This is a genomic window from Pseudomonas sp. MPB26, from assembly GCF_046605355.1.
Taxonomy (GTDB): Bacteria; Pseudomonadota; Gammaproteobacteria; order Pseudomonadales; family Pseudomonadaceae; genus Aquipseudomonas; species Aquipseudomonas cedrina.
The window spans coordinates 668984-693149 of the sequence record NZ_CP176793.1 but is presented as its reverse complement, the minus strand read 5'-3'; the positions used below and the strand labels follow the sequence as shown (position 1 = coordinate 693149).

27 protein-coding genes are annotated in these 24166 nt (G+C 58.4%); 16 read left to right on the top strand and 11 right to left on the bottom strand.

Going from position 1 to position 24166, the window contains the following annotated elements; all coding sequences use genetic code 11:
• Window positions 1-11 precede the first annotated feature (11 nt).
• Window positions 12-350: a Grx4 family monothiol glutaredoxin gene (grxD, locus tag ACLH0H_RS03325; protein ID WP_076951407.1), complete on the top strand. Its 339-nt coding sequence runs from the start codon at window positions 12-14 to the stop codon at window positions 348-350.
• A 69-nt stretch (window positions 351-419) separates the two neighbouring features.
• On the opposite strand, the gene bfr is transcribed toward grxD, so the two are convergent.
• Complete coding sequence (bfr, locus tag ACLH0H_RS03320; RefSeq protein ID WP_076951408.1) at window positions 420-890, bottom strand: bacterioferritin; 471 nt, start codon at window positions 888-890, stop codon at window positions 420-422.
• Window positions 891-1090: 200 nt separating this feature from the next.
• The gene (locus ACLH0H_RS03315) at window positions 1091-1309 is read right to left on the bottom strand and encodes a bacterioferritin-associated ferredoxin (RefSeq protein ID WP_017526354.1); all 219 of its coding nucleotides are present in this window, start codon (window positions 1307-1309) and stop codon (window positions 1091-1093) included.
• Window positions 1310-1551: 242 nt separating this feature from the next.
• Here ACLH0H_RS03315 and ACLH0H_RS03310 point away from each other — a divergent pair, with 242 nt between their 5' ends.
• The gene (locus ACLH0H_RS03310) at window positions 1552-2154 is read left to right on the top strand and encodes a peroxiredoxin (RefSeq protein WP_057724790.1); all 603 of its coding nucleotides are present in this window, start codon (window positions 1552-1554) and stop codon (window positions 2152-2154) included.
• Window positions 2155-2212: 58 nt separating this feature from the next.
• Here ACLH0H_RS03310 and rnt read toward each other — a convergent pair whose 3' ends face one another.
• Together rnt and pyrC are read right to left on the bottom strand one after the other, a co-directional pair.
• Window positions 2213-2884 carry a ribonuclease T gene (gene rnt / locus ACLH0H_RS03305; RefSeq protein ID WP_411380961.1) on the bottom strand — a complete coding sequence of 224 codons (672 nt, stop codon included), beginning with the start codon at window positions 2882-2884 and terminating at the stop codon, window positions 2213-2215.
• Window positions 2881-3927: a dihydroorotase gene (pyrC, locus tag ACLH0H_RS03300; protein ID WP_411380960.1), complete on the bottom strand. Its 1047-nt coding sequence runs from the start codon at window positions 3925-3927 to the stop codon at window positions 2881-2883. Before pyrC ends, rnt begins: the two co-directional genes overlap by 4 nt.
• Window positions 3928-4083: 156 nt before the next feature.
• On the opposite strand from pyrC, the gene ACLH0H_RS03295 reads away from it, so the two are divergent.
• The 3 genes from ACLH0H_RS03295 (at window position 4084) to ACLH0H_RS03285 (ending at window position 7592) form a co-directional block, all read left to right on the top strand.
• Window positions 4084-4992: a flagellar protein MotY gene (locus ACLH0H_RS03295; RefSeq protein ID WP_411380959.1), complete on the top strand. Its 909-nt coding sequence runs from the start codon at window positions 4084-4086 to the stop codon at window positions 4990-4992.
• Between the two features lie 129 nt (window positions 4993-5121).
• Window positions 5122-6339 carry an argininosuccinate synthase gene (locus ACLH0H_RS03290; protein WP_012722490.1) on the top strand — a complete coding sequence of 406 codons (1218 nt, stop codon included), beginning with the start codon at window positions 5122-5124 and terminating at the stop codon, window positions 6337-6339.
• A 620-nt stretch (window positions 6340-6959) separates the two neighbouring features.
• A complete protein-coding gene (locus ACLH0H_RS03285) occupies window positions 6960-7592 on the top strand; it encodes a response regulator transcription factor (protein WP_010212736.1) in 633 nt (210 codons plus the stop codon).
• A 72-nt stretch (window positions 7593-7664) separates the two neighbouring features.
• On the opposite strand, the gene ACLH0H_RS03280 is transcribed toward ACLH0H_RS03285, so the two are convergent.
• From ACLH0H_RS03280 to metG, 4 genes are all read right to left on the bottom strand, one after another.
• Window positions 7665-7847, bottom strand: a complete 183-nt coding sequence (locus tag ACLH0H_RS03280; RefSeq protein WP_049709748.1) for a PA3496 family putative envelope integrity protein — start codon at window positions 7845-7847, stop codon at window positions 7665-7667.
• Between the two features lie 107 nt (window positions 7848-7954).
• Window positions 7955-8593, bottom strand: a complete 639-nt coding sequence (gene nth, locus ACLH0H_RS03275; RefSeq protein ID WP_411380958.1) for an endonuclease III — start codon at window positions 8591-8593, stop codon at window positions 7955-7957.
• A 55-nt stretch (window positions 8594-8648) separates the two neighbouring features.
• The gene (gene rsxB / locus ACLH0H_RS03270) at window positions 8649-9617 is read right to left on the bottom strand and encodes an electron transport complex subunit RsxB (RefSeq protein WP_411380957.1); all 969 of its coding nucleotides are present in this window, start codon (window positions 9615-9617) and stop codon (window positions 8649-8651) included.
• Between the two features lie 242 nt (window positions 9618-9859).
• Complete coding sequence (gene metG, locus ACLH0H_RS03265) at window positions 9860-11911, bottom strand: methionine--tRNA ligase (protein WP_411380956.1); 2052 nt, start codon at window positions 11909-11911, stop codon at window positions 9860-9862.
• A gap of 171 nt (window positions 11912-12082) precedes the next feature.
• On the opposite strand from metG, the gene apbC reads away from it, so the two are divergent.
• A complete protein-coding gene (gene apbC, locus ACLH0H_RS03260; RefSeq protein WP_411380955.1) occupies window positions 12083-13177 on the top strand; it encodes an iron-sulfur cluster carrier protein ApbC in 1095 nt (364 codons plus the stop codon).
• A gap of 495 nt (window positions 13178-13672) precedes the next feature.
• On the opposite strand, the gene fdxA is transcribed toward apbC, so the two are convergent.
• From fdxA to ACLH0H_RS03245, 3 genes are all read right to left on the bottom strand, one after another.
• Window positions 13673-13996, bottom strand: coding sequence for a ferredoxin FdxA (gene fdxA / locus ACLH0H_RS03255; protein ID WP_411380954.1), 324 nt, complete (start codon window positions 13994-13996; stop codon window positions 13673-13675).
• Between the two features lie 142 nt (window positions 13997-14138).
• Window positions 14139-16730 (bottom strand): DNA mismatch repair protein MutS, encoded by a 2592-nt coding sequence (gene mutS / locus ACLH0H_RS03250; protein WP_411380953.1) that lies wholly within the window; start codon window positions 16728-16730, stop codon window positions 14139-14141.
• 181 nt (window positions 16731-16911) lie between these two features.
• Window positions 16912-17193, bottom strand: coding sequence for a DUF3077 domain-containing protein (locus tag ACLH0H_RS03245; RefSeq protein ID WP_411380952.1), 282 nt, complete (start codon window positions 17191-17193; stop codon window positions 16912-16914).
• Between the two features lie 570 nt (window positions 17194-17763).
• Between ACLH0H_RS03245 and ACLH0H_RS03240 the strand changes: the two genes are divergently transcribed.
• From ACLH0H_RS03240 to ACLH0H_RS03195, 10 genes are all read left to right on the top strand, one after another.
• On the top strand, window positions 17764-18498 hold the full coding sequence (locus ACLH0H_RS03240) for a helix-turn-helix transcriptional regulator (RefSeq protein ID WP_411382490.1): 735 nt from the start codon (window positions 17764-17766) through the stop codon (window positions 18496-18498).
• A 588-nt stretch (window positions 18499-19086) separates the two neighbouring features.
• Window positions 19087-19425 carry a phage holin family protein gene (locus ACLH0H_RS03235; RefSeq protein WP_411380951.1) on the top strand — a complete coding sequence of 113 codons (339 nt, stop codon included), beginning with the start codon at window positions 19087-19089 and terminating at the stop codon, window positions 19423-19425.
• A gap of 19 nt (window positions 19426-19444) precedes the next feature.
• A complete protein-coding gene (locus tag ACLH0H_RS03230) occupies window positions 19445-19960 on the top strand; it encodes a hypothetical protein (RefSeq protein WP_411380950.1) in 516 nt (171 codons plus the stop codon).
• 3 nt (window positions 19961-19963) lie between these two features.
• The gene (locus ACLH0H_RS03225) at window positions 19964-20572 is read left to right on the top strand and encodes a phage baseplate assembly protein V (protein ID WP_411380949.1); all 609 of its coding nucleotides are present in this window, start codon (window positions 19964-19966) and stop codon (window positions 20570-20572) included.
• A gap of 12 nt (window positions 20573-20584) precedes the next feature.
• Entirely contained in the window at window positions 20585-20917 is a 333-nt protein-coding gene (locus ACLH0H_RS03220; RefSeq protein ID WP_300630224.1) for a phage baseplate protein, read from the top strand.
• The gene (locus ACLH0H_RS03215; protein WP_411380948.1) at window positions 20914-21909 is read left to right on the top strand and encodes a baseplate J/gp47 family protein; all 996 of its coding nucleotides are present in this window, start codon (window positions 20914-20916) and stop codon (window positions 21907-21909) included. Before ACLH0H_RS03220 ends, ACLH0H_RS03215 begins: the two co-directional genes overlap by 4 nt.
• Window positions 21906-22544, top strand: a complete 639-nt coding sequence (locus tag ACLH0H_RS03210) for a phage tail protein I (protein WP_411380947.1) — start codon at window positions 21906-21908, stop codon at window positions 22542-22544. Before ACLH0H_RS03215 ends, ACLH0H_RS03210 begins: the two co-directional genes overlap by 4 nt.
• Entirely contained in the window at window positions 22541-23077 is a 537-nt protein-coding gene (locus tag ACLH0H_RS03205; protein ID WP_411380946.1) for a hypothetical protein, read from the top strand. Before ACLH0H_RS03210 ends, ACLH0H_RS03205 begins: the two co-directional genes overlap by 4 nt.
• A 39-nt stretch (window positions 23078-23116) precedes the next feature.
• Window positions 23117-23869, top strand: coding sequence for a hypothetical protein (locus ACLH0H_RS03200; RefSeq protein WP_411380945.1), 753 nt, complete (start codon window positions 23117-23119; stop codon window positions 23867-23869).
• An 11-nt stretch (window positions 23870-23880) separates the two neighbouring features.
• Window positions 23881-24117, top strand: a complete 237-nt coding sequence (locus ACLH0H_RS03195) for a tail fiber assembly protein (RefSeq protein WP_411380944.1) — start codon at window positions 23881-23883, stop codon at window positions 24115-24117.
• Window positions 24118-24166 lie beyond the last annotated feature (49 nt).

Genomic DNA, 24166 nt, shown 5'->3' with positions numbered 1-24166 from the left:
CGAGGTGTTCCATGGATATCATCGAAACGATCAAAGAGCAGATTGCCAACAACACCATTCTGCTTTACATGAAGGGTGCGCCAAACGCTCCTCAGTGCGGTTTCTCCGCGAAGGCTTCCCAGGCTGTGATGCAGTGTGGCGAGAAGTTCGCTTACGTGGATATCCTGCAAAACCCTGAAATCCGCGCCAATCTGCCGAAATACGCCAACTGGCCAACGTTCCCGCAGCTGTGGGTAGCAGGCGAGCTGGTCGGCGGTAGCGACATCATCACTGAAATGGCCGCTGATGGTTCGTTGCAGGCGCTGATCAAAGATGCAGCGGTGAAAGCGGCAGCCAAGACTGACGCGTGATCCGAATGCAATAAAAAGCCCCGCTTCTCGTAAGAGAGCGGGGCTTTTTTATAGCCGCCGGGCTATGGGTTATTCACCCATTTGCGATTGCAAGTAATTTTCCAGGCTGATCTTGTCGATCAGGCCCAACTGGGTTTCCAGCCAGTCGATATGTTCTTCCTGGTCTTCCAGGATATCTTCCAGCAGTTCACGGCTGCCAAAGTCCTTGGTCACTTCGCAGTGAGCAATGGCGGCCTTGAGGTCGCTGTGGCTCTTGCGCTCAAAACCCAGGTCGCTGCTGAGCATTTCCTGGGTGTGTTCGCCGATGTTCAGCTTGCCCAGGTCCTGCACATTCGGCAGGCCTTCCAGGAACAGGATGCGCTTGATCAGCGCGTCAGCATCCTTCATGGCCTTGATGGATTCTTTGTATTCGCGCTTGCCGAGCTTTTCCAGGCCCCAATCGTCGTACATGCGCGCATGCAGAAAGTACTGATTGATCGCGACCAGTTCATTGGCAAGGATTTTGTTGAGTTGCTGGATGACTGAGATGTCGCCTTTCATGACTGGGGTCCTGCCCTGTAATCGCTGTGTATAAGGCGGAGTTTGAGCGGCGAAATCCTTAGTGTCAAACCTAAGTTATTGAATAATAAATGAAAATTAATCGGAATAAGAATGTTTGTGTTCCGCGTCTTGGCGCTAACTAATTGAATTTCAGGCATAAAAAAACCGGACACCCAGTCCGGTTCTTTAAAACACCCCTATCAGGCGTGCGTAAATTCTGTTGAATAGGGGAGCGCGGCCTGGGCTGTCTGCAGCTGCGTCAGGGTTTCCCGTACCACTTGTTTGGCCAGGCAAGCACATTTACCGCACTGGCTGGCAACGCCGGTGGTTTCACGTACTTCCTTGTAGCTGCAGCAACCTTCGTAGATTGCTTCGCGGATTTGTCCGTCGGTGACGCCGGTACACAGGCACACATACATAGGGAGAACCGTCGCGGTTTAAGGCTTAAGTGCGATGGATCTTAATGTTAACGAGAATGATTGTCAAAGTAGATTCGCAAGGTAATGGCTGGCACCGCGCCCGCACTGACGAACGGTTTTTTCAGTGTATGATGGTCGATCTTCACGAAGCGTGACTGCGTCACAGGGCTGTCGCTTATAAACGGCAGACTCGAGGCCGGTCCTTTTACTTCAATCGTCACCCTTGAATCAGGAGATACCCAATGAGCGTACTCGTCGGCAAACAAGCCCCGGATTTCGATGTACCCGCCGTTCTCGGCAATGGCGAAATCGTTGACAGCTTCAAACTGTCCGAAGCCATCAAAGGCAAATACGGCCTGGTGTTCTTCTACCCGCTGGACTTCACCTTCGTCTGCCCTTCGGAGCTGATCGCTCTGGACCACCGCATGGACGATTTCAAGGCGCGCAACGTTGAAGTGGTGGCCGTTTCCATCGACTCCCATTTCACCCATAACGCCTGGCGCAACACCGCCATCAATGATGGCGGCATCGGCAAAGTCAAATACACCATGGCGGCCGACATGAAGCACGACATCGCCAAGGCCTACGACGTTGAGTCCGAAGGCGGCGTGGCTTTCCGTGGCGCGTTCCTGATCGACGACAAGGGCGTGGTTCGCTCCCAGATCATCAACGACCTGCCACTGGGTCGTAACATGGAAGAGCTGATCCGTCTGGTCGACGCCCTGCAATTCCACGAAGAGCACGGCGAAGTCTGCCCTGCCAACTGGAAAAAAGGCGACAAGGGCATGACCGCTTCCACCGAAGGTGTTGCGGCTTACCTGACCGAGAACGCCGGCAAGCTGTAAGCTGGATTCGAGGCATAAAAAAACCCGGCGCCGAGCCGGGTTTTTTATGCCTGGGATTTCAGTCGTTGAAATCTTCCCAGCCGCCCATCTGCTTCCAGCGATTGACGATGCCGCAGAACAGTTCGGCGGTCTTCTCGGTGTCGTAGCGGGCCGAGTGGGCTTCACGACCGTCGAAGTCGATCCCGGCCGCCTGGCAGGCTTTCGCCAGCACGGTCTGGCCATACGCCAGGCCGGCGAGGGTGGCGGTGTCGAAGCTGGAGAACGGATGAAACGGGTTGCGCTTCATGTCCAGCCGCGCCACGGCGGCATTCAGGAAGCCCAGGTCGAAACTGCTGTTGTGGCCGACCAGGATCGCGCGTTTGCAGCCATTGGCCTTCAACGCCTTGCGCACGCCACGGAAGATATCGGTCAGCGCCGCTTCTTCACTTACCGCCATGCGCAGGGGGTGATCGAGCTTGATCCCGGTGAACTCCAGGGCGGCCGCTTCGATGTTGGCGCCTTCGAACGGCTCGACGCGGAAGAAGTGGGTGTGTTCCGGGAACACGAAACCTTGTTCGTCCATGCCGATGGTGGTCGCGGCGATTTCCAACAGCGCGTCGGTGGCGCAATTGAAACCACCGGTTTCTACGTCGATGACAACCGGCAGATAACCGCGAAATCGCTCGGCCATCGGGTGACGGGAACCGCCACCGGTATGCTCTTGTTCGTCGTCGTAATGGTCTTCACTCACTTGCTTTCCTCCAGCAGGCGCCAGCGCAGTGTTTCACCGGCGCGCAGCGGGATAACGGTCAGCTCGCCAAAGGGCAGGCTGGCGGGGGCGGTCCAGTCCTCACGAACCAGGGTGATGCGGTCGGTATTCGCCGGCAGGCCATAGAAACGCGGGCCGTTGAGGCTGGCGAAACCCTCGAGCTTGTCCAGGGCGTTGCGCTGTTCGAACGCTTCGGCATACAACTCGATCGCCGCAAAGGCGGTGTAGCAACCGGCACAGCCACACGCGGCTTCCTTGGCGTGTTGGGCGTGTGGCGCGGAGTCGGTGCCGAGGAAGAATTTCGGATTGCCGCTGGTCGCGGCCTCCAGCAACGCCACCTGGTGGGTGTTGCGCTTGAGGATCGGCAAGCAATAAAAGTGCGGCCGAATCCCGCCCACCAGCATGTGGTTGCGGTTGTACAACAGGTGATGCGCGGTGATGGTCGCACCGACGTTGGCCGAGGCCTCGGTCACGAACTGCACGGCATCGGCCGTGGTGATGTGCTCGAACACGACCTTGAGGGTTGGGAACAGCTCGACCACCCGGCGCATATGTTCGTCGATGAAGAGCTTCTCGCGATCGAACACGTCGACATCGCCACGGGTGACTTCACCGTGGATCAGCAGCGGCATGCCGACGTCGGCCATGGCTTCGATGGCCGGCAGGATCTTGTCGATACTGGTCACGCCGGAGTCGGAGTTGGTGGTCGCGCCGGCCGGGTACAGCTTGGCGGCGTGCACGAAGCCGCTGGCCTTGGCCTCGCGAATCTCCGAAGGCTGGGTGCGGTCGGTGAGGTAGAGCACCATCAGCGGTTCGAAGCGGCTGCCGGCCGGTCGTGCAGCGAGGATCCGCTGACGATAGGCATCGGCTTGCTCGGCGTTACGCACCGGAGGTACCAGGTTTGGCATGATGATGGCGCGGCCAAAGGTGCGCGCGACATCGGCCACGGTGTGGGGTAACGCAGCACCATCGCGAAGATGAATATGCCAGTCGTCGGGACGCAGCAGGGTCAGGCGGTCGGACATTGGGGATTCCAGGCGGGTCAATCTGGTGGGAATGCTACCGGAAAAGACTCTTGCAGGCACTCGCTATCAAGTTTTGCAGGATGCGACCGATAGCAGGGGGTATGCCTTATCGATGTATGACGCTTTGAAGTGTTGTAGCAACCAGTGGAGCCTCCCGTGCGCCAGCATTATCTAGCCCTGCTCAGTGTGTTCGCCAGCCTGCCTGCGATGGCTCTCACGTTCCAGACACGTCTGGAGAATATTGAGTGGAAGGTGGAAGGCGACCAGTTCGAGTGCCGCCTGACCCAGCCGATCACCGACTTCGGTTCGGGTGAGTTCGTGCGCCGGGCCGGTGAGCAGGCGACGTTTCGTCTCAAAGCCTATAACGGCTCGCTGGGTTCGGGCTCGGCCACTTTGCTGGCCGCCGCCGCCCCTTGGCAGCCGGGCCGAGGTGATATCAACCTCGGCGCCGTGCGCGCCGGCAGTGGCGACGTCTTGTTCAACAGCTCCCAGGCCCAGGCCGGACGGCTGTTCATGGGGCTATTGGAAGGGCGTAGCCCGACCGTCCGACACTACGGGCGTGAAGGGGGCTACTCGGAAATCCGCCTGTTGCCGGTCAAATTCAACAAGGCTTACAACGACTACCAGATGTGCACGACCAAGCTGCTGCCGATGAATTATGACCAGGTCAAACAGACCGAGGTCGGTTTCCCGGGGGGCGGTATCGAGCTGGACGCCGCAGCCAAGAAGAAACTGGATGTGATCGTGGCGTTCATGAAAGCCGATCCCACCGTCAACCATATCGAACTCAATGGCCATTCAGACAATAGCGGCAACCGCCTGAGCAACCGCGATGTCTCGCGTCGCCGTGCGTTGGCGGTGATGGACTACTTCAAGGCCAACGGTATCCAGGAATCCCAGGTCACCCTGCGCTTCCATGGCGAAAGCTATCCGTTGGCGCCCAACACCAACGCGGCCAACCGGGCGCGCAACCGTCGCGTGAACATCCAGCTCGAACGCGTGGCAGCCCCCGAGAAACCGGCGCCTCAGGCTGCTGGCCCAAGCAACCCCGCGCACACGTCATAACCGGCGCGCAGCGGTCGCTCGCTTGACATAATCTGTCGCTTTATCTTCATTTGCTGTCGCGCCCCTGTAAATTCACGGTTTTGGTCGGTAGAATCGACGGCTTTCCGTACAACCCCGTGGAGTGATGGCATGGCCGACGTAAACAAGGTCGTTCTCGCGTATTCCGGCGGCCTGGACACTTCGGTGATCCTCAAGTGGCTGCAGGATACTTATAACTGTGAAGTGGTGACCTTCACCGCTGACCTGGGTCAGGGCGAAGAGGTCGAACCTGCACGTGCCAAGGCGCAAGCCATGGGCGTGAAAGAGATCTACATTGACGACCTGCGCGAAGAATTCGTCCGCGATTTCGTTTTCCCGATGTTTCGCGCCAACACCGTCTACGAAGGCGAGTACCTGCTGGGTACCTCCATCGCACGCCCGCTGATCGCCAAGCGCCTGATCGAAATCGCCAACGAAACCGGCGCCGACGCCATTTCCCATGGCGCCACCGGCAAAGGCAACGACCAGGTGCGTTTCGAACTGGGTGCTTACGCGCTCAAGCCCGGGGTGAAAGTGATTGCCCCTTGGCGTGAGTGGGACCTGCTGTCCCGTGAAAAGCTGATGGACTACGCTGAAAAGCACGCCATCCCGATCGAGCGTCACGGCAAGAAGAAGTCCCCGTACTCGATGGACGCCAACTTGCTGCACATCTCCTACGAAGGCGGCGTGCTGGAAGACACCTGGACCGAGCACGAAGAAGACATGTGGAAATGGACCGTCTCCCCAGAGAACGCTCCCGACAAGCCGCAGTACCTTGAACTGACCTACCGCAACGGTGACATCGTCGCACTGGACGGTGTCGAAATGACCCCGGCCACCGTGCTGGCGACCCTGAACCGCATCGGTGGCGAACACGGTATCGGCCGTCTCGACATCGTCGAGAACCGCTACGTGGGCATGAAGTCCCGTGGCTGCTACGAAACCCCGGGCGGCACCATCATGCTGCGCGCCCACCGCGCGATCGAGTCCATCACCCTGGACCGCGAAGTGGCTCACCTCAAGGATGAGCTGATGCCCAAGTACGCCAGCCTGATCTACACCGGCTACTGGTGGAGCCCTGAGCGTCTGATGCTGCAACAGATGATCGATGCCTCGCAGGCTCACGTGAACGGCGTTGTGCGGCTCAAGCTGTACAAGGGCAATGTGATCGTGACCGGTCGCAAGTCCGATGATTCGCTGTTCGATGCCAACATCGCCACCTTTGAAGAAGACGGCGGCGCCTACAACCAGGCGGACGCAGCAGGCTTTATCAAGTTGAACGCGTTGCGCATGCGCATCGCGGCCAACAAAGGCCGCTCGTTGTTCTAAGTTTCAGCCTGTCGTGAAGAATGGCCCCTTGCCCAAGGGGCCATTTTTTTTGGGTGGCTTTTCTCAAGGTTGGCGATGTTTATTGCGATTAAACGTGTCCAAGTGTTTTTCAAAGACCCATTCAACTTCTGAATTTGAATGAATTGTTGATAAACGTTTGTAGGGGGAATGAAATTTTTACATCTATGTAGGAACTAGTCTTACAGAAAATTCACTCATGCAAGTGCGGCGAATATATAAATCGCTGAACCGTCTGTAGGAATTAAGGATGTAAGTGAATATGTTTAATGGAACTGAAATGCAAGGATTTTCCTCAGTGGTTTCCTCGGCCGGACACCCGAGACAAGGGGCATTTCCTGAGAGTTATGTGCGGCGCGTTTACCCAGCCCCTCCTGTGCCTGGGATATTTCACTCAAAATATGTAAGCCCCCGGAAAGGTCTGAAAGGATCCATAAAAAGGAATACCTCCGGGACGGCGTTTTTTTGTAGGGCATTTCCTTTATCGCTGTGGGGTGGGTCTCTGCTTGCTGTTGCTTGGGGGGGAACGCTATGCCAACTAGGAAACGACTAGGCTATTGTGCTTGCTCTAAATAATTCGAACAGCGAAATTGGACTTTCTCATGAATAAAGTGCTGATCGTGGATGATCATCCCGTCATTCGTCTTGCTGTGCGTATGCTAATGGAGCGTCATGGTTATGAGGTCGTTGCCGAGACCGATAACGGTGTCGATGCGTTGCAACTTGCGCGGGAGCATATGCCGGACATTGTCATACTGGATATTGGAATTCCCAAACTTGATGGCCTGGAAGTTATCTGCCGGCTGTCTTCCACCAAACAGCCCGCGCCGTTCAAGGTGCTAGTGCTTACCTCCCAGGCGCCGGGGCATTTTTCCATGCGTTGCATGCAGGCGGGCGCCGCGGGCTACGTGTGCAAGCAACAGGACCTGACCGAATTGCTGAGTGCGATCAAGGCCGTCCTGTCGGGGTACAGCTACTTCCCGAACCAGGCGCTCAATTCGGTACGCTCCACCATGGGCAATGCCAGTGAGGCAGATATGGTCGAGCGTCTATCGGGTCGGGAAATGATGGTATTACAGCAATTGGCCAGGGGCAGGACCAACAAGGAGATTGCCGACGGCATGTTCCTCAGCAACAAGACCGTCAGCACCTACAAGACGCGCCTGCTACTCAAGCTCAATGCCCGCTCCCTCGTAGACCTGATCGAACTGGCCCAGCGTAACGGCCTGGTATAGACAAGCCACTGCCTGCATGACCGGCAGAAAAAAGCCTCCGTGAGGGAGGCTTCCGGTCGTCGACCGCTCGAATCAGAGATCGAAGTCGTAATCGGCCAGCTGTTTTTGCAAGCGTCGCTCTTCCAGCAGATTGTCGATGGTACGGCGTTTGCTCAAATTGGTCTTGGCGACCTCTGCCACGGGGGCCTCGACCACATCGTCGTCCGACTCGACGAGGTCGTCTTCCACTTCCAGTTGTTCTTTGCCAGTGCTCATAAGGTTCACTCCAGGCTAAGACTGCCGTTGGCGCCCCTTATAACGATAATCCAGGATCCGGTAAAAAAGATTTTTTCAATCGATTGATCGCAAGAACCACTGATTCCTCAATCGTCGGAGGTCTTGTGCTTGTATTCGCACAGGTCTTCGATGCGACAGCTGCCGCAACGCGGCTTGCGTGCCTGGCAAACGTAGCGCCCGTGGAGGATCAGCCAGTGGTGGGAATCGAGCAGGTACGGTTTTGGCACGAACTTCATCAGTTGCTTTTCCACCTCCACCACGTTCTTGCCAGGGGCAATCCCGGTGCGGTTGCTGACCCGAAAGATGTGAGTATCCACGGCCATGGTCAATTGCCGGAACGCGGTGTTGAGCACCACGTTGGCGGTTTTGCGGCCAACGCCCGGCAGAGCTTCCAGGGCTTCACGGTTTTGCGGCACCTCGCTGCCATGCAGTTCGATCAGCAGGCGGCAGGTTTCTATAACGTTCTTGGCCTTGCTGTTATACAGGCCGATGGTCTTGATATATTCCGACAGCCCTTCCACACCCAGGGCGTAGATCGCCTCGGGCGTGTTCGCCACCGGATACAGCTTCGCCGTGGCCTTGTTGACGCCGACATCCGTGGACTGGGCTGAGAGGATCACCGCAATCAGCAACTCGAACGGCGAGGAATAAGCCAATTCGGTCTTGGGTTCCGGATTGTCTTCGTGAAACCTGCGGAAAATTTCCAGGCGTTTTGCGGCGTTCATCGGGCAGTTGGTTCCTTGCACAAGCGGTCAGCTTGAATGCGAATTCAGCAGATATTCAAATGGTTGGGCCATGGGCATCGACCAGGCGCAGAGCTTCCTCAAGCCTGTGTTGTGCTTGCGCCAATTGCTGCGGAGCAGCCTCTTGATCCAGGGCTTTTTTCAACTCGGCTCGGCGCATCGCCAACTGGATTTTCGCGCGCTTGAGGTCGGCGCTGGTACCGGGCGACAGCGGTGCTGCCGGTGCGCTGTTCACTTCCAGCGCCGCCAGCGCCTGCTCCGCTGCCTCGAACTGCCGTTGCAGCAGGATCAATTGCGACTGTTGCTCGAAAGTCGGTGGATGCCCAAACGCTTTCAAGGATTTATGCAGTTGCGCACGGCTCATTGCCACAGTGACCTTGGCTTTTTTGACTGCCGCTTCCTGGGCCGCTTGCGCCGCGTCCAGGTGCATCGGCGCCGCCGGCACCGAACGTTTGGCGCGGGCCAGGCGTTCGGCGAGTTTGTGCGCGTCTTCACGCTGCAGGCGCGCGTTGCGCTGCTCGAAACGCCGCCGTGCACGGTCGCGCTTGACGCCACGCTCATGACGCTCGCGATCGTTGCTCGCCAGCCCGCCGACGATCGGGACAATAGTCGCCAGTGGGCGCATCTCTATGCAGTCCACCGGGCACGGCGCGACGCACAGGTCGCAGCCGGTGCACTCGTCGATGATCACCGTGTGCATCAACTTGGCGGCACCGACGATGGCATCCACCGGGCACGCCTGGATGCACTTGGTGCAGCCGATGCATTCGGCTTCACGAATATAGGCCACCTGCGCGGGCGCTTCGCCACGGGACGTGTCCAACTCAAGCACCGGCAGGCGCAGCAGTTGCGCCAGGCTGGCGATGGTTTCCTGTCCGCCGGGCGGGCATTTGTTGATGGCCTCGCCTTGGGCAATGCCTTCGGCGTATGGCTTGCAGCCCGGGTGCCCGCACTTGCCGCACTGGGTCTGCGGCAGGAGCGCGTCGATGCGTTGAATCAGGTTCATGAAGTGATCATGGCATGCCGGTTAAATGAAGAGGGCCTAATGTACCAAACGGCTTCTGTGGCGAGCGGGCTTGCCCCGCGTTGGGCTGCGAAGCAGCCCCAGTAGGCCTCCATGGTATTTGTCAGGTCAACCGCAGACTCAGGCTCCAGGGCCGCTTCGCGACCCAACGCGGGGCAAGCCCGCTCGCCACAAGAAGCCCGCTCGCCACAACCACACCCACCCAAAACCACAGACCGTGCAGGTTACTTGATACGTTGACCCGGCTTGGCGCCGCTGTCAGGGCTCAGCAGGTAGATCTCTTCGCCGCCAGGCCCGGCCGCCATGACCATGCCTTCGGAAATACCGAATTTCATTTTTCGTGGCTTGAGGTTGGCAATCATCATGGTCAGGCGACCATCGAGCTTGGACGGGTCCGGGTAAGCGCTCTTGATCCCGGAGAACACGTTGCGTTGCTCGTCACCGATGTCGAGTGTCAGGCGCAGCAGCTTGTCGGCGCCCTCGACGGCTTCGGCCTTGACGATCAGCGCCACTCGCAGGTCCACGGCGGCAAACGCATCAAAGTCAATCTCCGGGGAGATCGGGTCCTTGGCCAGCTCACCATTGCCCGCCGGCGCAGCCGAGCCGGTATCGGTCTGGCTGGCGACCAGGTCTTCTTTCGAAGCGTCGGTCATGGCCTGGACATGTACCGGGTCGATACGGGTCATCAACGGCTTGAACGCGTTCAGTTGATGGTTGCCGAGCAAGGTGGCGTGATCGTTCCAGGTCAGCGGTGCGACATTGAGGAACGCCTCGGCATCGGCGGCCAGCACTGGCAATACCGGCTTGAGGAAGATCACCAATTGACGGAACAGGTTGATGCCCGTGGCGCAGATCGCCTGCACTTCGTCCTGCTTGCCTTCCTGCTTGTTCAGCGACCATGGGGCCTTGTCGGCGATCCAGGCGTTGGCGCGGTCGGCCAGGCCCATGATCTCGCGCATGGCGCGGGCGAAGTCGCGGGCTTCATAGGCGTCTGCGATGCTGGGTGCCGCGGCCAGGAAAGCGTCAGTCAGTTCCGGCGCGGCGTTTTCGGCCACCAGTACACCTGCGTTGCCCTTATGGATAAACCCGGCGCAACGGCTGGCGATGTTGACGACTTTGCCGACCAGGTCCGAGTTGACCTTCTGTACGAAGTCTTCCAGGTTCAGGTCCAGGTCGTCGACGCCACGGCCCAGTTTGGAGGCGTAGTAATAGCGCAGGTATTCCGGCGACAGGTGGTCCAGGTAGGTGCGCGCCTTGATAAAGGTGCCACGGGATTTGGACATTTTCTGGCCATTGACCGTCAGGTAACCGTGCACGGCGATGGCGGTAGGCTTGCGGTAGCCTGAACCTTCGAGCATCGCCGGCCAGAACAGGGCGTGGAAGTTGACGATGTCCTTGCCGATGAAGTGATACAGCTCGGCGCTGGAGTCTTTGCCCCAGAACGCGTCGAAGTCCAGCTCCGGCGTGCGATCGCACAGGTTCTTGAAGCTGGCCATGTAGCCGATGGGCGCATCCAGCCACACATAGAAATACTTGCCCGGCTCGCCCGGAATCTCGAAACCGAAGTATGGCGCATCACGGGAGATGTCCCACTGCTGCAGACCACTGTCGAGCCATTCGGAGAGTTTGTTGGCCACGGCGTCCTGCAAGGTGCCGCTGCGCGTCCAGGTTTGCAGCATTTGCTGGAAGTCCGGAAGCTTGAAGAAGAAGTGCTGCGAGTCCTTGAGCACCGGAGTGGCGCCGGAGATCGCCGACTTCGGGTCCTTCAAGTCGGTCGGTGCGTAGGTCGCGCCGCATTTTTCGCAGTTGTCGCCGTACTGGTCTTCGGTGCCGCATTTGGGGCAGGTGCCCTTGATGAAGCGGTCGGCCAGGAACATCTTCTTTTCCGGGTCGAAATACTGGGTCACCGAACGCTGGTCGATGTGCCCGGCTTCCTTCAACCGCAGGTAGATCTGGCTCGACAGCTCGCGGTTTTCGTCGGAGTGGGTCGAGTGGAAATTGTCGAACTCCACCAGGAACTCGGCAAAGTCGGCGCTGTGTTCAGCCTGCACGTTGGCGATCAGTTGTTCCGGGGTGATGCCTTCCTTTTCGGCGCGCAACATGATGGCCGAACCGTGGGCGTCGTCCGCGCAGACATAAATGCATTGATTGCCGCGATGCTTCTGGAAGCGCACCCACATATCGGTCTGGATGTACTCAAGCATATGGCCAAGATGGATGGAACCATTGGCATAGGGCAGGGCGCTGGTGACGAGGATCTTGCGTGGCTCGGACATGGGGCTCGGCTACTTGATGAAACGGAGGTCGGCCACTATAAAGCGCCAGCGGATATATTTCACCCCGTGGCGCTGTTTCCGAATCTTCCGAACCTGTGAAAGCATGCCTTTGGACCGCTGGAACGGTTAGGATAGCCGCCTGTTTCAGTCAGTCTTTTTCGGGAGTAGCCCATGAGCGCCGTCACTCGCGCAGCGGTGGAAGCCGTTCTTCGCCAATACACCGACCCTTATTTGAACCAGGACCCGGTCAGTGCCGGCTGTGTGCGCGCCATCGAAGTCCAGGGCGACCAGGTCTCGGTCCAGCTGGAGCTGGGCTACGCCGCCGGTCTGTTCAAGAACGGTTGGGCGCAGATGCTGCAAATGGCCATCGAAGGCCTCGACGGTGTCGGGGCGGCTAAGGTCGACATCCACTGCGTGATCGCCGCGCACAAGGCCCAGGCGCAGATCCCTGGCCTGGCCAACGTCAAGAACGTGGTGGCGGTTGCGTCCGGCAAGGGCGGCGTCGGCAAGTCCACCACCGCGGCCAACCTGGCCCTGGCCCTGGCCCGCGAGGGCGCGCGCGTGGGCATTCTTGACGCCGATATCTACGGCCCGAGCCAAGGCGTGATGTTCGGCATCGCCGAAGGCACACGGCCGAAGATCAAGGACCAGAAGTGGTTCGTGCCTATCGAGTCCCTGGGCGTGGAAGTGATGTCGATGGCCTTCCTCACCGATGAAAACACGCCGATGGTCTGGCGCGGGCCGATGGTTTCCGGCGCCTTGCTGCAACTGGTCACCCAGACCGCCTGGGGCGACCTGGATTACCTGGTGATCGACATGCCGCCGGGCACCGGTGATATCCAGCTGACCCTGGCGCAGAAAGTCCCGGTGGCCGGTTCGGTGATTGTGACCACACCACAGGACCTGGCGCTGCTCGATGCCAAAAAAGGCGTGGAGATGTTCCGCAAGGTCAACATCCCGGTGCTGGGCGTGGTCGAGAACATGGCGGTACACATCTGCTCCAATTGCGGCCATGCCGAGCATCTGTTCGGCGAGGGCGGAGGCGAGAAGCTGGCGACCCAATACGGTGTGGAGGTGTTGGCGTCTTTACCGTTGTCGATGTCGATTCGTGAGCAGGCCGACAGCGGCAAGCCGACCGTGGCGGCAGAGCCCGATGGTCTGATCGCCATGGTGTACCAGGAACTGGCCCGTCATGTGGGCGCACGGATCGTACTTCAGGAAGCCGCCGCACCGGCAATGCCGACGATTACTGTCAGCGACGACTGAGGGCCATGAAGGGAAAACGCCTCGACTGGGTCGGGGCTTTTTCATGCCTGGAAGACGGCCAAGGGACAGGTGTTGCGCGTTTGCTCAGTTGGTCGTGTAAGCATTCGCTTACTTTATCGTAAGCGATTGGTTTTTTTGCCCGGCAGGGACGTCCCGTTTTTTTAGGGGGATTTTCTATCCTTTTGAAATATAACAATTAATTAAGGTTTTTTTAGCGAGAAAGCTTGTCAGTGTCCAAGATGGATCCCGTTGCAGTTCCAATGGAACTCTTTAACATCAGCCCTGTGTCCACGGATTGACACGGCCATCACGGAACGATGGTTCAAGGAATATCGCGGGATGCGATTCATCAGGACGATGAAAAGGAACAAAGGGACTAGGGAAAAAATGTGGGCGGGTCAAACCGCCCCTTTTTTTTGCCTGTAGAAAAGTGAACGCTAGCCCCAGAAATGCAAAAAAGCCCGCAAGGGGCTTTTTTGGAGGGCTGCGATGCTGTCAGCGTTCAAGGTGCGCGATCTTGCCTTGCTGGCCATCCCACTCTGCCGCATCCGGCAATGGGTCTTTCTTTTCCGTGATATTCGGCCAGATCTCCGCCAGCTCGACGTTCAATTGAATGAACTGCTCCATGCCCGCAGGCACTTCGTCCTCGGAAAAAATCGCAACGGCCGGGCATTCTGGTTCACACAGGGCGCAGTCAATGCACTCATCCGGGTGAATAACCAGGAAATTCGGGCCTTCGTAGAAGCAGTCCACCGGACACACTTCTACGCAGTCGGTGTACTTGCACTTGATGCAGTTGTCGGTGACGACGAAGGTCATTTCTAATTTTCTCCTCAGGCGGCGGCAGCGAAACCCTTTGTGGCAGGGCTCGCGAGGTTTGGGAGCGATAGTCTGCAGGCCAGGCTAAAAGCCCGCAGCATCCCAAACCGCGCGAGAGTCTACCAGCTTGCAAGCGTCTGCGTTATATCCGAGTCTTCAGTGCATATAACATTTCGAGAGCTTTGCGCGGTGTCAAGTCGTCCAGGTCAAGCTTTGCCAACTCATCCAGCACCGGGTGGGGCAGGCTGGCGAACATATCGCTCTGATGCGGCGCGGCGGGTTTGTTGCTGGCTTTCTTCGGGCTGGCGACCACGGTTTCGTGGGGCAGGGCGGTGGTTTCCAGGCGGCTCAGGTGCTCGCGTGCACGCAGGATCACGTCGTTCGGCACACCGGCCAATTGCGCCACGGCCAGGCCGTAACTCTGGCTCGCGGGCCCCGGCAGCACGTGGTGCAGGAACACGATGCGCTCGTTGTGCTCGGTGGCGTTGAGGTGCACGTTGGCCACCAGGGGCTCGTTCTCCGGCAGCACGGTCAGCTCGAAGTAGTGGGTTGCGAACAGCGTATAGGCACGCAAGTGCGCCAGACGCTCGGCCGCCGCCCAGGCCAGAGAGAGGCCGTCGAAGGTGCTGGTGCCACGGCCCACTTCGTCCATCAGCACCAGGCTGCGCTCGGTGGCGTTGTGCAGGATATTGGCGGTTTCGCTCATTTCCACCATGAAGGTGGAGCGGCCACCGGCCAGGTCATCGCTGGAGCCGATCCGGGTAAAAATACGGTCCACCAGAGACAGCTCGCAACTGGCCGCCGGTACAAAGCTGCCGATATGCGCCAGCAGCACAATCAAAGCGGTCTGACGCATGTAAGTGGATTTACCGCCCATGTTGGGACCGGTGATCACCAGCATGCGGGTATCGTCGTCCAGCGACAGGTCGTTGGCGACGAACGGCGTGGTCAGCACCTGCTCCACGACGGGATGACGACCCTGCACGATGCGCATGCACGGCTCGCTGACAAAGTGTGGGCAGTTCAGGTCCAGGTTCAGCGCACGTTCGGCCAGGTTGCTCAGCACGTCCAGTTCGGCCAGGGCCGCGGCGGTGTCCTGCAACGGCGCCAGGCGGCTGATCAGGTCTTCGAGCAAGGCCTCGTAGAGCATCTTCTCCCGCGCCAGGGCGCGGCTCTTGGCCGACAGCGCCTTGTCTTCAAATGCCTTGAGCTCCGGCGTGATAAAACGCTCGGCGCCCTTGAGCGTCTGGCGACGTTGATAATCGACAGGCGCCGACTCGGCCTGCTTGCTCGGCAACTCGATAAAGTAGCCATGCACGCGGTTGTAGCCGACTTTCAGGTTAGCCAGGCCGGTACGGGCTTTTTCGCGGGCTTCCAGGTCAATCAGGAACTGCCCGGCGTTTTCGCTCAGCGATTGCAGTTCATCCAGCTCACTGTCATAGCCTGTCTTTAATACACCGCCGTCACGGATGATCGCCGGCGGGTTGTCGATGATGGCTTTTTCCAGCAACGCCGCCAGTTCCGGGTAAGTGCCGGCCGTGACAGCCAGCTGTTGCAGGTGCGGCGTGTCCAGCTCGGTCATCGCTACTTGCAGCTGCGGCAAGGCGCCAAGGGCATCGCGCAGACGCGCCAAGTCACGTGGGCGCGCGTTACGCAAGCCGATCCGCGCCAGGATGCGCTCGATATCGCCGATTTCTTTGAGCTGTGGCTGCAGCTTTTCAAAGCGATAGCGGTCCAGCAGGCAGGTAATGGACGTCTGGCGCGCTTGCAGCACCGTCAAGTCTCGCAAAGGACGGTTCAGCCAGCGCGTCAGCAAGCGGCTGCCCATGGCGGTCTGGCAACGGTCGACCACCGACTGCAGGGTGTTGTCGCGCCCCCCGGCCAGGTTGGTGTCCAGCTCCAGATTGCGACGGCTGGCGCCATCGAGCACCACCGTATCGTCCAGGCGTTCATGCCGCAGGCTGCGCAAATGCGGCAGGGCGGTGCGCTGGGTCTCTTTCGCATAGGCGAGCAGGCAACCGGCGGCGCCGATGGCCAGGGTCAGGGTTTCGCAACCGAAGCCCTTCAGGTCTTGCACCGAGAACTGCTGGCACAGACTTTTCAACGCCGAGTCACGCTCGAAATCCCACGGCGCACGACGCTTGGTCCCACGACGCTTCTCTGCCGGTAAGTCCTTTGGCCAATCATCCGGAATCAACAACTCCACCGGGTTGATGCGCTCCAGCTCCGCCAGCAGATTCTCCCAGCCCTTGATCTCCAGCACGCTGAAGTTACCACTGGTGATGTCCAGCACCGAAAGCCCGAACAACCGCTCATCGCCCAACACCGCAGCGATCAAGTTATCGCGACGCTCATCCAGCAGCGCCTCGTCACTCACCGTCCCCGGCGTAATAATGCGCACCACCTGACGTTCCACCGGCCCTTTGCTCGTCGCCGGATCGCCGATCTGCTCACAGATCACCACCGACTCACCCAGCTTCACCAGCTTGACCAGGTAACCTTCCAGCGAATGGTAAGGAATCCCACACATCGGAATCGACTGCCCCGCCGACTGCCCCCGCGCTGTCAGGGTGATGTCCAGCAACTTGGCGGCCTTCTTCGCGTCTTCGTAGAAGATCTCGTAGAAGTCGCCCATGCGATAGAACATCAACTGGTCAGGGTGCTGGTTCTTGAGGCGCCAGTACTGCTGCATCATCGGGGTGTGGGAGGACAGATCGGAGGTGTTTTTACTCATTGGGTAATAGGCAAATTCGTTGAAAGTGATGGGGCAAAGGGGGCGCTTGGCCCAGCATTTTTTGCGATGGCGGCAAGGTTAACACGCGAGGTCGGCCCTTCGCAGGTCGCAAACGGCCAGGTAAAACACAAAAAGGGGCGGCGCATTTATTCCAATGCGGCGCCCCTTTGTTGTTTCGTCCTTATTGAATGTTGCCAGGCGAATCCAGCACCTTCACCACATCATCAACCACCGCCTTGACCATTTCCTGCAAGTAATGCGACGCCCAGGCATAGCGGTCGGTCTCCCTGGTCATCGCGGCATCTTCTGCGAGTTGCTTGGCGACGTGGAGGAGATCGGAAGCGTGATGCAGGGCTTCATGCAGGGAAACACCGCTGTTGACGCGGAACAGAGGCTGGTCGGAATGAAAAGAGAAGGGGGTGACGCCGAGGGTAGTTAACGCAGGCGGATTTGTAGCGGTCATCGGTAAAACTCCCATATCAGGTGAGAGCTACCACATTCGTTATCAGGCGAATTGGGTGGCAGCTGTGCGCAGGCTGATAAACCGGAGATACAGGAACCCGGCAGACCCGAAGGTCTCCCACGCACAGCCGCCATTGCACGAAATGAAGGGCGAAAAAAACGCCTGCAAATCGGGTTTGGGGGCGCTTGGTGCGCCTGCATCTTGCCGGGTTATCAGGCCCGGTCGCTGAGTTGGCAGCGACGGAGGGGAGGTTAGCGTGGAGGTGGGGCGGGTGCAACTGCCTGTCGTCATAGCTCACGAAACATTTACAAAGGAGCATTCGATCGTTCCCACGCTCTGCGTGGCAACGCATCCTGTGACGCTCTGCGTCAATTGTAAGCACTGAGCTGCACGGCGGGACGCGGAGCGTTCCTGGCTGCATTCCCACGCGGAGCATGGGAACGATCTAATGATCGGGATTTGTGTAGATATCCTAGCAACGCACACCCGAGCATGAATGGACCTACTAAATGCATAAAATATGCAAATTAGCATTTGCCAACCCTCAAATCTCCCTTCACTATCCATATTATGCAAAAACGCAACGTTTCTATCGTCTTAAGAGAACTGCTGGACCGCGACCGGATCTCCCCCACGGAGCTTCACCGGCGTACCGGCGTGCCTCAATCCACGCTGTCCCGGATCCTCAGCGGCAAGATCGTTGATCCGTCGGACAAGCACATCTCCCGCATCGCCGAATATTTTCGCGTAAGCACTGACCAACTGCGCGGGCGCGTGGCGGTGGGCGCTTTGCGGGATGACGCGCGCGACCCGATGCATTCGGAGCTCAAGGACATAAGCCTGTGGGACGACGATACCCCCGTGAATGACGATGAGGTGTCGATCCCCTTTCTGCGCGAGGTTGAATTGGCTGCTGGATCAGGAAGATTCGTCATCGAGGAAAGCGAAAAGGCCAGCCTGCGCTTCGGCAAGCGCAGCCTGCGGCATAACGGCGTGCAGTTCGACCAAGCCAAGTGTGTGACCGTGCGTGGCAACAGCATGTTGCCCGTGCTGCGCGATGGCGCAACGGTTGGAGTGAATGCGGGCAAGAGTGCGATCGGCGACATCGTCGACGGCGACTTATATGCGATCAATCACAATGGCCTGTTGCGAGTGAAACAGCTCTATCGCTTACCTTCCGGGATTCGTCTGCGCAGCTTCAATCGCGATGAGCACCCGGATGAGGACTACAGCTTTCAGGATATCCAGGATGAGCAGATCAGCATCCTCGGGCATGTGTTTTGGTGGGGCATGTACGCGCGTTAACCTTTTTCTGTAAGACAAAGCCTGCTAACGAGCAGGCTTTTTTTCGTCTGTAGGAACCTCAACCTCGCGCCTGAAACGTTGAAATTGCACAAGTGCATTTATATTTTGAAAATAAATGCATTTATGCATTGACTGTATGTCTATACAGTCATATTCTCCATCTCAAGCCAGCCAACAAGGCTTGGTGGAGGCGGCAAGGATGCTGCCAAGGAAGACAAGGAAGGCACGCAATATCGGCATGGACGCCATCGAAGCGATGGCAAGGATGCCAAGGCAACACCGGCAAGGATGCCGACGCTCTTTAGTAGTACCGCGTTAAAAACAGGCAGCGATGAACCGGCCTCAACGGTTCAGAGGGTTGGCAACTGACCCGGGTGTGCAGCGTAAAGCACCAGAAGCAGTTATCCGGCAGACAGGGATCGTGGTCGGAAAAACATCGAGGAAAGGTCCGTACCGCGCCAGTAGCGCCGAAAGACCGAGGACATCATTACTGAAAAGCCCGGGCTACCGGGCTTTTTGGAATGCCTACCTAACAAAGTGTGTGTAATTGAAAAACGGACTATTCAGTGCTCAGCCAGGAGGCGTGACATGACAAACGAACAACAAGCGTTAGCGGAAATGCCTATCTGGCTGGTCATCATATTGGCTTTGATCGGCGGAGTTTCCGGCGAAATGTGGCGCGCCGACAAGGAGGGGGCCCATGGTTGGTCGCTGATTCGGCGCCTGGCGCTCAGGTCTGGGGCGTGCATGGTCTGCGGGGTTTCGGCCCTGATGCTGTGTTACGCCGCCGGCATGTCGATCTGGACCGCCGGCGCCATTGGTTGCCTGACCGCCATGGCCGGCGCCGACGTGGCCATCGGCCTCTATGAACGCTGGGCAGCCAAGCGCATCGGGATCAACGAAGGTTCCCGCCAGGATCCGCAGTAACCGCAAGGACGCTACTTAAATGACCCTTATCGAAAAGCCATCCCAACTACCCCAGGCTATCGGCGTGGCGCTGCATGCGACTTTCCCGGACCTCAAGGTCGGCAGCCACCAGGACTTCATGAGCGACGGGGGAAAAATCGGCGTGATGGTCACGGTTGAAGGCAATGGCCCGGGTATTCGCTCCCGCGAAGGCCGCAAGGCCCACGTCCTGGCCATTTCGCTCAAAGCCATGGCTGCTCCCGGCGCATTGCCATTCGATGCCTGTGATCTGGCCAGCCAGTTGATGGATCTGGTGCTGGACAACCGTTGGAGCCTGCCTGCGGCCCAGTGCGATTTACCGACAAATATTGTCGCCGCTCCTTCTATGCGTAGCACCGCAGCAACGGACTACGACACCTGGACCGTGTCCTTCAGCCAAACCCTCTACCTGGGGCCCGCGTTGCTCAATGATCCTATAGGTCAACCGCTGTTTGCCTGTACCTGGGACGTCTTGAACATCGATGACCCCGATCAATACAAGCCACTGGCGGAGTAGCCTATGTTCGACGCGCTGTTACGCATGCAACTGGGGCCAATCGTCGAGCGCCTGGCGGAAATGGAGGCGCAACTCGAAGACCTCTACCGACGTGCTGAAAGCTTCTGCCGGATTGGCGTTTGCCAACAGGTCGACGCCGCCAGCAATACCTGCCGGGTCAGCCACGGTGATTTGCTCACGCCAGCTATTCGCTTTTTCAACCCCAGCGCCGGTGCGCAAACCGAAACCCGCATTCCGTCAGTGGGCGAGCAATGTCTGTTGCTCAACTACGGCGGTGGGGAAGGGGGGGCGCAGTCCGTGGCGCTGTTCGGCCTCAACAGTAGTCTCTTTCCGCCAGTCTCCAGTGTTCCCTCCCTGACCCGACGGCGCCATCAAGACGGTACGCAAAGCGATTACGACGACGCCAGTCACACCTTCAACTGGGTCAACGGGCCGACGATGTTCAGCGGTTCCCGCGAACAGGTCGACATCAAGATCGGCGCCGCCAGCCTTACCCTCAACCTGCAGGGCATCGCCCTGCAGGTTGGCGGCAGCGCACTGTTATTGGATGCCGGCGGTGCTCATTTCAGCGGCCCGGTGATAGACCACCAAGGTCGAGTTATAAGCCCCTGATAAGGACACTCCATGATTGGCATCGATCGCAATACCGGGGCAGCCGTCGATGACTGGCTGCAATTCGTGCAGCGCGCCACCCGAGCGCTGACCACCCCCGTTGGTACACGGCAAAAGCGTCCATTGTATGGCTCGCTTATCCCGCAACTGCTCGGGCAGAACCTTGGCGATGACCTGCTGCTGCTCGCCCAGAGCCATGCCGCCCAGGCGTTCTATAACGCGCAGAACGGCATCGGCGACTTTCAGCCCCAGGTCATCGTTGCCACTCGCCAGGGGGCCGGGCTGCTGCTGCGCTTTGCCGGTACCTGGAAAAACCGCCAACAATCCTTTGAGGTCGTGACATGAGCATGCTGATTCCTGGCCAGAACCAACTGGCCGAGCCGGCGATTATCGCGGTCGATGAGTTCGAACCCTTGCTGGCCGAGTTCAAGGCGTTCGTGATCGATTACGTCGCCACCCGTGCGCCGCAAAGCGCGGCCAAACTCAAGGTCAGCCTCGACAACGAAAGTGAGTTGTTAACGTTGGCGCTTGAGGCGTTTTGCGTGCGCCTGCAAACCCATGAGCGCAAATACAATGCGCGCATCAAGCAGATGCTGGCGTGGTGGGCCACCGGCAGCAACCTGGATGCGCGCTTGGCTGACATGGGCCTGGAACGCCAGGTGCTCGATCCTGGTGACCCGGCGGCGTTCCCGCCCGTGCCGCCGACTCTGGAAAGCGACGACGACGCTCGCTTGCGCTACTACTTGGCACCCCACGCCCCGGCGGCGGGCTCGAGGATGCAGTATCGCCGTGAAGTGTTCACCCTCGGCGAGCGACCCACGGTCAAGGTACAGAGCGCATCGCCGGGCGTGGTGACCGTCAACTACACCTTCGATCCGGACGGCTATGCGGCCCAGGTCAAGGACGGCAACGGCCGACGTACCGCGCCCGGCGAGGTGATGGTCACTGTGCTGTCTCGTGAGGGCGACGGTACACCATCCGCTGATTTGCTTGACGGTGTCCGCAGACATTTCGCACGGCCGGATGTACGGCCGGAAACCGATCTCGTCACGGTCCAGGGCGCACAGATTCAACCCTACAAGATTCGTGTCGTTGCCAAGATCAACGCCGGCCCGGACTCGGGCCTGACTCAAGTGGCAGCGCAGCAACTGTTGCAGACTTACGCTGATTCCTGTCATCGATTGGAAGGGCGCGTTGACCCCAGCTGGATCGACTACGCCATCCACAGTGCCGGAGCGGCGCAACTGCAAATCCTTGAACCGCTGGAGCCGATTGTCAGCAGCGCGTTCCAGGCCCCGTACTGCACGGGTGTCGAGGTGGAGGTGCGCACGCTATGAGTGAACCCAAAGCGAGTTTGTTGCCAGCCAACAGTTCACCGCTGGAAAAGGCCCTGGATTTAGGCTTCGGCACGTTGCTTGAGCGAGTCACACCGCCGTTTCCAGCGTTGATGAACCCGCTGCAAACTCCCAGCGTATTTCTGCCTTATCTGGCCGCCGACCGAGGTGTCAGCGAATGGGATGCCGATGCGAGTGAGTCGGAAAAGCGCCTGACCGTGGCCTTGTCCTGGCAGATCCAGCGCCAGGCCGGCACACCCAAGGCTTTGAGCTACGCGGTGGAGTCACTGGGGTTTACCCCCAACATCAACGCCTGGTATCAGCAGCGGCCGACCGGTACGCCCTATACCTTCGACGTGCAGGCGATCATTGGGCGCAGTTGGTCCAGTGGGGATCACAACCGCCTGATCCGCCGCATCAACGCGGCCAAAAGCGAGCGGGATCAGGCCACGATTACTGTCGTGCATGAAACAGGAGGTCAGCTCGCATTCACGCAAGTCCTTGACGCCCCTTTAAGCGACGGGGAGTTCTATCTAAACGGAGCATTACCGGAGTTGGCGCTGGTTGCTCGGCTAAACAGTGCCGGGGTTGCCCAGCACTACACCATTAACGACTACGACCTCAGGGCGCAGCCATGACAGATGAAATCACGCGCCTGGTGCGCTTCACCTCCAAAGGTTTGGATGAAGTGCTGCAGGCAAAGAACCAGGGGCTCAAAGGCGAAATCACCCACATCGGCGCCGGTACCGGCCGCTATAACCCCGACGGCAGCGAAGTGGCCTTGCGTGATGAGCGCCAACGGGTTGCCATCGTCGATTACGAAGACCTGGGCGACAGCCAACTCAGGATGGCCGCGTTGTTTGATGGCGACGGCGAGTATGAAATTGGCGAGTTCGGGTTTTACCTTGCCAGTGGGACCTTGCTGGCGGTGTATTCCGTGACGGGAAAGTTGCTGACGTATAAAGCGGCGGCGGCTCGGGTACTTCAAAAATTCACGCTGGATATTTCGCCATTGCCAGCGGATAGCGTGACTGTCGTAGTCGGCGCTGAGAATCTCAACATTTTGCTGACGGAGGAACTGGCTTCTCTTTCGGCTGCCAGCATCGACAATATGTCTAGAGGTGTCGCGATGCTCTTTCGAGTCATGGCGCTCGAGGTGAACGCCGGCTAGCAATTTTTACCATTCAATGCAATACAAGGAGTTTAAACATTGAGTACTGAACAGCAACTCGCTGCCGTGGTCAGCGCAGCGAATGCGCTTACGAACGTTGTGACAGGGAAGGTCGGCGAAATTGATAGGGCGCTATTGGACGCTCGTGCAAAATATGACGAGCAGCTATCGAGCTTGAATAGCCGCCTGCCTCGCCTGGCCGTTACGAAAAACTTCCATATGGTGCCAGATAACACTGACAAACTGATTGATGGGTGGTATGTGCATACTGAGGTTACCGCCACTAAAATTCGAACTATTACACAGCAGGCTCAATCAGCCGGGCGTCCGGATGCAGACGTTGAGTTTATGCGCCAAGTGCAGACCGATGTGCGCGAACAGTTTCCTGATTTTGATATCAGGGCGGCAGGATATTGGCGAAACACAGTAAATATCTGGCAAATGAAATGGTCCGAAAATAACTCACTGCCTTGGTTGGCGTTTCCCGCCTCAGTTGATGCGGGACGTTTGAGCGGCACCACTCCAGTGCCTTTAAATGTTGGTATGACAGTGGGCGCTTTTGTTCGGGTGAATGAAGGCTCTATTGAAGGCGCCTGGGCCAACGGCAATAAAAATGGCAAGTGGCGCTGGTGTTCAACGCTGTTCCTGCCAGACAACATCTTTGCCAATTACATGCACGTTCACCCTACCCGCAGCTCTGTAACAGGGTCGGTTGAGGTAATGCTTGCCGGCGCCTGTACAGGTGTTATCACTCGCCCCGCCGACTGGGGAACTTTGTTGGGCCTAGGCTAAGGAGAATATGGATGAAACCAGAATTTGTAATGCCTGATATTCACCCATTGATTAAATGGAAGTTGATCCGTACTGCGCGTGACGCCGACCTGGCTGATAGCGATTATGCGGCAATGCCTGATTACCCAATGGCGGAGAACGATCGTCCGGTGTTTGTGGCTTACCGTCAGGGATTGCGTGATATCCCGGGTCAGGGAGCCGATCCCGATGCCATCGTGTGGCCAAAAAAACCGAAATTCCTGAAATAACTGATAACCGCGAAAGCGGTTTTTTTTCGCCTTCCCAAAGCCCCTCCCC

Excerpts from the sequence above, each read along its gene's own strand:
- bfr (WP_076951408.1), bottom strand. The coding sequence starts at position 890 with ATGAAAGGCGACATCTCAGTCATCCAGCAACTCAACAAAATCCTTGCC.
- ACLH0H_RS03240 (WP_411382490.1), top strand. The coding sequence starts at position 17,764 with ATGCAAAAACGCAACGTTTCTATCGTCTTAAGAGAACTGCTGGACCGC.
- rsxB (WP_411380957.1), bottom strand. The coding sequence starts at position 9,617 with ATGAACCTGATTCAACGCATCGACGCGCTCCTGCCGCAGACCCAGTGC.
- ACLH0H_RS03310 (WP_057724790.1), top strand. The coding sequence starts at position 1,552 with ATGAGCGTACTCGTCGGCAAACAAGCCCCGGATTTCGATGTACCCGCC.
- ACLH0H_RS03230 (WP_411380950.1), top strand. The coding sequence starts at position 19,445 with ATGACCCTTATCGAAAAGCCATCCCAACTACCCCAGGCTATCGGCGTG.
- ACLH0H_RS03290 (WP_012722490.1), top strand. The coding sequence starts at position 5,122 with ATGGCCGACGTAAACAAGGTCGTTCTCGCGTATTCCGGCGGCCTGGAC.
- ACLH0H_RS03195 (WP_411380944.1), top strand. The coding sequence starts at position 23,881 with ATGAAACCAGAATTTGTAATGCCTGATATTCACCCATTGATTAAATGG.
- metG (WP_411380956.1), bottom strand. The coding sequence starts at position 11,911 with ATGTCCGAGCCACGCAAGATCCTCGTCACCAGCGCCCTGCCCTATGCC.
- ACLH0H_RS03245 (WP_411380952.1), bottom strand. The coding sequence starts at position 17,193 with ATGACCGCTACAAATCCGCCTGCGTTAACTACCCTCGGCGTCACCCCC.
- grxD (WP_076951407.1), top strand. The coding sequence starts at position 12 with ATGGATATCATCGAAACGATCAAAGAGCAGATTGCCAACAACACCATT.
- apbC (WP_411380955.1), top strand. The coding sequence starts at position 12,083 with ATGAGCGCCGTCACTCGCGCAGCGGTGGAAGCCGTTCTTCGCCAATAC.
- ACLH0H_RS03285 (WP_010212736.1), top strand. The coding sequence starts at position 6,960 with ATGAATAAAGTGCTGATCGTGGATGATCATCCCGTCATTCGTCTTGCT.
- fdxA (WP_411380954.1), bottom strand. The coding sequence starts at position 13,996 with ATGACCTTCGTCGTCACCGACAACTGCATCAAGTGCAAGTACACCGAC.
- nth (WP_411380958.1), bottom strand. The coding sequence starts at position 8,593 with ATGAACGCCGCAAAACGCCTGGAAATTTTCCGCAGGTTTCACGAAGAC.
- mutS (WP_411380953.1), bottom strand. The coding sequence starts at position 16,730 with ATGAGTAAAAACACCTCCGATCTGTCCTCCCACACCCCGATGATGCAG.
- ACLH0H_RS03235 (WP_411380951.1), top strand. The coding sequence starts at position 19,087 with ATGACAAACGAACAACAAGCGTTAGCGGAAATGCCTATCTGGCTGGTC.
- ACLH0H_RS03215 (WP_411380948.1), top strand. The coding sequence starts at position 20,914 with ATGAGCATGCTGATTCCTGGCCAGAACCAACTGGCCGAGCCGGCGATT.
- ACLH0H_RS03210 (WP_411380947.1), top strand. The coding sequence starts at position 21,906 with ATGAGTGAACCCAAAGCGAGTTTGTTGCCAGCCAACAGTTCACCGCTG.
- ACLH0H_RS03225 (WP_411380949.1), top strand. The coding sequence starts at position 19,964 with ATGTTCGACGCGCTGTTACGCATGCAACTGGGGCCAATCGTCGAGCGC.
- ACLH0H_RS03280 (WP_049709748.1), bottom strand. The coding sequence starts at position 7,847 with ATGAGCACTGGCAAAGAACAACTGGAAGTGGAAGACGACCTCGTCGAG.
- ACLH0H_RS03205 (WP_411380946.1), top strand. The coding sequence starts at position 22,541 with ATGACAGATGAAATCACGCGCCTGGTGCGCTTCACCTCCAAAGGTTTG.
- ACLH0H_RS03315 (WP_017526354.1), bottom strand. The coding sequence starts at position 1,309 with ATGTATGTGTGCCTGTGTACCGGCGTCACCGACGGACAAATCCGCGAA.
- pyrC (WP_411380960.1), bottom strand. The coding sequence starts at position 3,927 with ATGTCCGACCGCCTGACCCTGCTGCGTCCCGACGACTGGCATATTCAT.
- ACLH0H_RS03220 (WP_300630224.1), top strand. The coding sequence starts at position 20,585 with ATGATTGGCATCGATCGCAATACCGGGGCAGCCGTCGATGACTGGCTG.